Raw genomic sequence first — 6,259 nt, 5'->3', positions numbered from 1 at the left:
CGCATTATAGGGAGATTTGAAATTAGCGCAAGGGCTTTTTAAAGAAAAAAAGCATTTATTTTCACTTTATTTATTAAGCACAAGTTCCGCACTATTTACCCCCTAAGTTATCCACAAAATGACAAATAATTGCCTAAAATACTATCGCCATAAATTAAGCTTATCATTTACAGCGCCGAATAAAGGCTACGGTAATACTCATCTGTTTCAAATAAGGTGTTATGGGTACCAGAAGTCCTGATTTCCCCATGTTCTAAAATATGTACGTAATCCATAAGTGGCATCGCAGTGAGTCGATGACTTATCATCAACATGGTTTTGTCTTTAGCGAACGCAAACAATAACTGCAAAATATCTCGCTCTGTTCTCTTATCCAGTCCTTCAGTGGGTTCATCCAATAATAATAGTGGCGCATCTCTTAATAACACTCTAGCCACACCGATCCTTCTTTGCTCACCACCAGACAGTTGCCTTCCTCCCTCACCTATCCATTGATCGAGTCCATTTGTGGTTTCCTCCTTTGATGCCACTAAATAATCCAAGCCCACTTGATGCAATACTTGAATTAAGTGTTTATCAAGTTTTTCTCGTTCCTGCTTTTTCATTTTGCTAGGCTGAGTATTCATGGCAAGGAGCAAGTTATCTCTGAGCGTGCCACTCAATAAGTAAACACGTTGGCTCATCACAGTCATGCTTTGGCGTAATTTCGCCTCACTAAAGTCAGCAATATTTCGCCCATTGATGTGAATGCTACCTTCTTTTGCTAACCAATCTCTGGTGATCAATGATAATAAACTGGATTTTCCACAACCCGTTTTTCCAAGTAACGCCACGTTATCTCCTTTCTGAATAGAAAGGTTAATACCCGATAGCACAGCTTGTTTACTCTCATAAGCAAAATGCAAATTTCTAATCACCAATGCTTCAGGCGCACTGACATTACCGCCATTACTGAGACTCATTTCGGGAAATAAGATACTCGGCGTTTGGTGAGTTAATTCGCTGACTCGCGTTGCTGATGCAACACAACTGGATAAATGTTGAAATGCCCCCGCAATGGGCATCAACATTTCAATCGTCGCCATGGCCATAAAAACTATCATGGCGAGCATAGGGCCAGGTGGATTATGGCTGCCAACACCAGACGCCGCTAGATACATTAATAACACCAGTGTGCCACCATGTAACATGATGAGTAAAGATTGACTTAGGGCGGTAATATTCGCCATGTTTTTTTGGCTGTTGTAAAACCTAAGGGCAACCGCTTCGAGTTGATCACGATATCTCGCTTGAGCACCAAACAATGTGAGCTCTGCCTGACCTTGAATATAATCCAATAAAATGGTGCGATACTGCCGCTTCATTTCAATGAGAGTTCGACCAGGCTTTTTCCCTAATTGATAAAAAAGTATGGGGATTGCAAGCAATAATATCAACAAGGTTCCAGATAATACCATTGCCAAATACACATCAAAGAATGAAACAAAAACGAATAAGCCTACAAGCACACATAAAGACGCAAAAATTGGCGTAACAAGACGAAGATATAAATGATCCAGTGTGTCGATATCGGCAACTAACCGATTGAGTAAATCTGCACGCCTTATCCCTTGCAAGTCTAGTGCGCTTAAAGGTAACAACTTCCCCCAAGCCCAGCACCTTAATTGGGTTAATAATTGAAATGTCGCCTGATGTGTCGCCAACCGCTCACCATAGCGGCTGGCTGTGCGCGTAATAGAAAAAAAGCGCACACCTGCGGCTGGAGTAAAAAAATTAAATGCTTGAGCGGTCACTAAGCTTAAACCCGCTATGGCTGAGGCAGATAAAAACCATCCCGACAATGACAGCAAACCAATACCGGCCAATAAAGTCACGATACTCAGTAATAGTCCCACTGATAGCATCAACCACTGCTTTTTAAACATATAAAGATAAGGTATTAATACTTTCATTGATCTTCTTCCTTAGAGACATTTTTTTCTAAAGGACTTTTTTCAAACATTTCATCAAAAGTGGGATCAAAAAAGAGTGTTGACTCCATTGCTTCATTTAACATATGACAAAATAAACCATCGCAACTTGCAAGCTCCTCAAAGCGCCCTTCCTGAACCAATTTTCCTTCATCCAATACCAAGATTCGATCTTTTTCTTTAAGCTGCTCCAAGCGATGGGTCACCATTATGCTAGTCTTCAAACTCATTGCCTTTGATAAACCAAGCACTACCGATTGTTCACTATGGCTATCTAAACTGGCTGTCGGTTCATCTAATAAATACAAATCTGCGTTATGGGCTAAAGCACGAGCAAGGGCAATGCGCTGCGCTTGCCCAACGGAAACACTTGACGATTGCTCTCCAACAGTATGATAAATACCTAATGCCAGAGGCGTGATAAAATCCATTGCACTTGCAGCCTTCAATAATGCAATCACTTGTGTGTCCGTTAAATCAGGATTAGCAAAGGCCACATTGTCTCGAATTGTGCCATGAAATAATTGCGGCTCTTGGCCAAGCCAAGTCAACCTCTTTCGCCAATGGGTTAAATCAACACTGGACAATGCAATACCATTGACAAAAATGTCACCACGAAAAGGCAAAAAACCCATGATGGCATTGAGCAAACTGGTTTTACCTGCCCCGCTTGGACCCACAATGGCAATATGCTCATTGGCTTTTAACTCAAAGCTGATTGGACCTAACAATCGTTGGCCGTCAAAACTCATCACCTCTAACTCTTCTACTTTTATGTCAACAAACTCATTAATCACTGTCGAAGTGGTATTCGATGCATCAGGTGTTAAATGAGATGTTGTTGCCGCATTCGATTTTTCCTCTTGATCCAGTGATGATGTCTGCTCTTCATATGACAATAAGGCTTCTAATGCTTCTGCGGCGCCAATGGCTTGCGCCTTAGCATGATAATGAGTGCCCAGATCTCTGAGCGGTTGAAAAAATTCAGGGGCGAGGATCAACACGAAGAATCCCGTCAATAAGGTCACGGGGGTGCCGTAATTGCCAAAGTTCAAATGACCTAAATAACTAAAACCAAAATAAACCGCGAGTACAGCGATAGACACGGCAGCAAAAAACTCTAATACCGCCGAACTTAAAAATGCCATTCTTAGTACAGACATAGTCCGCTCTCTAAACTCATTAGAGGCTTTTTCTATGGCTTTTGCCTCCTGCTCCCCTCGATAAAACAACTTAATGGTACTTAACCCTTTTAAGCGGTCCATGAAATGACCGCTTAATCTCGATAAGGCAGTGAAATTTTTTCGATTCGCGTCCGCAGCTCCCATTCCCACTAAAATCATAAACAAAGGAATTAAAGGTGCCGTCAAGGCTAATACTAGGCCTGCGGCCCAATTCATAGGAAAAACGCTCACCAAAATCATAAGAGGAATAAAACCCGCTAGCATCATCTGGGGTAGATACTTTGCATAAAAGTCATGTAAATCTTCAACTTGCTCTAAAACCAGAGTAGCCCAACTGCCCGCAGGTTTACCTTTAATAAATACTGGCCCAAGTGTTGAAAGCTTATTGAGCACCGCCTCTCTTATGTGTTGCCTAAGACGAAGACCCGCCATAAAGCTGACTCTTTCTCTTGCATAAGCAAGCAAGGCTCTCAGTACAATAATCGCGATAAATGCAACAAACTCAAATGCAAAGTCAGACTTTGGCATGTTGAGAATAATCAACCCATGTAAACATTGAGCCAACAACCAAGCCTGAATAATTAATGCCCCTCCCGTTAAAACGCCTAATAACACACTCAAAGATAAATAGTGTCCACTGGCTTTTTTATGTGACTTTAACCACTTGAGTAAAAGTTTCTCTTGAGATTTGTCCATGGGACTCCAAATTACGGATGATGCGCTGATACGTGGCTTACCTTGAGTATCCCAAGCATCCACATTAGAAGATACTTAAGCAGGAAAAAATGCTACACGGCGCACATAATAGCCATGATGAAATAAACATTTGCAATAATAATGTAAGGATTGACTCGATAAAGCAGCAATAAATTAACCTTAATGGGTCAATGACCTGCTCCTACTTTCATCACTTCTTTTCCTATTTTTAACGGAATACGGCCAAATTCAATGCTAATGGTACACCTAACCATGACGCATGTTCTGTATGATCTTGTAAATCTTTCCCTGTATCAGCATGAATTAAAATGGATAAGCCTTGCCTATTTTCATTCAACCAGTGAAGTAATGTATCGTATTCCATTCGAGTAAAAGCCAACTGACAGCTCCATTTAGGATGGGGTCCAACTAACTTTTGATGAATACGACCTAATTTAACCTCAAATAAGCTCGCCGCTTGTTGACATAATTGTCTTGCCAGCGGCAGAGTCATTTCATCAAAGTACACATGGGCATGGTAAAACTCATGAAGGTTATCAGGCAAGACAGTACTTTCATTGTCTATATTGTTGCTCTTTGACATTTAATTGTTCCTACTATTTAGCTAAATCAATATCTGTTCTCAATAAAATAGCTTATTCACATCTTGTTTAGAATAATCTCGAAAACGCCCCACTTCAACAAAACCTAAGCCCTTATAGAATAATCTCAACATTCTCTTTTAGAGTCAGGTCATTCTTTATTTTCGGACTTGGCTTAATACTGCAATTTTTGTCGGTATCAAGGCGGGATTTCGACTCTAATAGCGGGCTATTCGTAGAAAGCACAACACAGATAGGGGCAAAAATAGTGCTATTAAGCGGCGCTGCTTATCCCGAGTTCAGGTTATTTATTCGCTCCATTTCTTCACTCAATTTACAGTGCCAAACATGAGCTCGCCTAGGTATAATCTAGGCATGAAAACACTTCTCGTTATAGGCTATGTTTGGCCCGAACCTAATTCCAGTGCTGCCGGATCTCGTATGCTGCAGCTTCTTAACACTTTTTCACAGCAAGGATACCGAATCACTTATGCCAGTCCGGCTCAGAGTAGCGAACATGCCGTTGTTTTATCAAATTTAAATATTACCGCCACCCATATTGATATCAATGACAGCAGCTTTGATGATTTCATCATTCAACTTCAGCCTGATATCGTTCTTTTTGATCGTTTCATGATGGAGGAGCAATTTGCTTGGCGGGTTGAAAAACATTGCCCTCAAGCCTTGAGGATCCTCGACACCGAAGATTTGCATTGTTTACGTTTCGCCAGACAAAAAATGGCAAAGGCTCAGCCTCAAACCGTTATACAAGCTGTCGATAATCATCATTTATACAGCGAACAGGCCAAACGTGAAATCGCCGCTATTTTACGCTGCGATCTCAGTATTATGATCAGCGAATATGAAATGAAGCTGTTGCAAGAACGCTTCAATGTGCCTAAATCTATCTTAATTTATATTCCTTTCATGTTGCCCGCTTTAAAGGATCCCTCTTTTAACCCCTTTGAACAAAGAGCACATTTTGTTTCTATTGGAAACTTCCGCCATGAGCCCAATTGGGATGCAGTTCTATGTTTAAAACAATACATATGGCCACTCATTCGCAAAAAATTACCTCAAGCGCAGCTCCATATCTATGGTGCTTATCCTCCTAAGAAAGCCACGCAACTTCATAATGAAAAGCAAGGTTTTCTCGTTAAAGGTTGGGTTGATGATGCAAAAGCCATGCTCAGCGATGCAAAAGTATTATTGTCTCCTCTCAGATTCGGAGCAGGCCTAAAAGGGAAATTCATTGATGCCGCAGAGTGCGGCCTTCCCAGTGTGACCACATCCGTAGGTCGCGAAGGGTTATTTTTAAATGACCACCTTGCCAATGACACGCTTGTCAATAACAGCCTTGTTGATCATAGTGTGGCCAATGAAGCAGTGGAAGAAAACACTGCGACACTATTAAGTCATGATGATTTTCATCATTTTGCAGAATTAGCCATCGAGCTTTATCGCAACAAAACACTCTGGCTTAAATTGCAGCAAAACGGCCCCAATTGGCTCAATCAACGCTTCGATGAAGCTAAATATCAAAACCGACTCATTAAGCGCATCGATGAGATAAACCACACATTAGCCACTCATCGCCAAAATAATTTTTTAGGTTCCATGTTATTGCACCACAGCATGAAAAGTACTCAATATATGTCGCAATGGATTGAAGCCAAGAACAAACTCATAAACTAACCCATTTTCACCAATAAAAAAGCCATTCAAGAGAATTAATGCCGATCATTTAACGATTTATTGATCGGTTGACTGATCGTTTAAATGCGTCAAAATCCGAGTCCTATCTCTA

4 protein-coding genes are annotated in these 6,259 nt (G+C 41.0%); 1 reads left to right on the top strand and 3 read right to left on the bottom strand.

All coding sequences use genetic code 11. The features are described from left to right. Positions 1-167: 167 nt before the first annotated feature. The 3 genes from cydC to Q0791_RS24030 all read right to left on the bottom strand — a co-directional run bounded on the left by cydC (position 168) and on the right by Q0791_RS24030 (position 4,454). On the bottom strand, positions 168-1,952 hold the full coding sequence (gene cydC, locus Q0791_RS24040) for a cysteine/glutathione ABC transporter ATP-binding protein/permease CydC (protein ID WP_299011796.1): 1,785 nt from the start codon (positions 1,950-1,952) through the stop codon (positions 168-170). Next, complete coding sequence (cydD, locus tag Q0791_RS24035) at positions 1,949-3,850, bottom strand: cysteine/glutathione ABC transporter permease/ATP-binding protein CydD (protein WP_299011795.1); 1,902 nt, start codon at positions 3,848-3,850, stop codon at positions 1,949-1,951. Before cydD ends, cydC begins: the two co-directional genes overlap by 4 nt. 229 nt (positions 3,851-4,079) lie before the next feature. After that, complete coding sequence (locus Q0791_RS24030; protein WP_299011794.1) at positions 4,080-4,454, bottom strand: DOPA 4,5-dioxygenase family protein; 375 nt, start codon at positions 4,452-4,454, stop codon at positions 4,080-4,082. A gap of 373 nt (positions 4,455-4,827) precedes the next feature. On the opposite strand from Q0791_RS24030, the gene Q0791_RS24025 reads away from it, so the two are divergent. Then, positions 4,828-6,147, top strand: a complete 1,320-nt coding sequence (locus tag Q0791_RS24025; RefSeq protein ID WP_299011793.1) for a glycosyltransferase family 4 protein — start codon at positions 4,828-4,830, stop codon at positions 6,145-6,147. The last annotated feature ends 112 nt before the right edge of the window (positions 6,148-6,259 follow it).

The sequence above is a fragment of the uncultured Shewanella sp. genome, from assembly GCF_947495455.1.
Taxonomy (GTDB): Bacteria; Pseudomonadota; Gammaproteobacteria; order Enterobacterales; family Shewanellaceae; genus Shewanella.
Note: the sequence above shows the minus strand (reverse complement) of the source record. Positions and strands in the feature narration are given on the sequence as shown.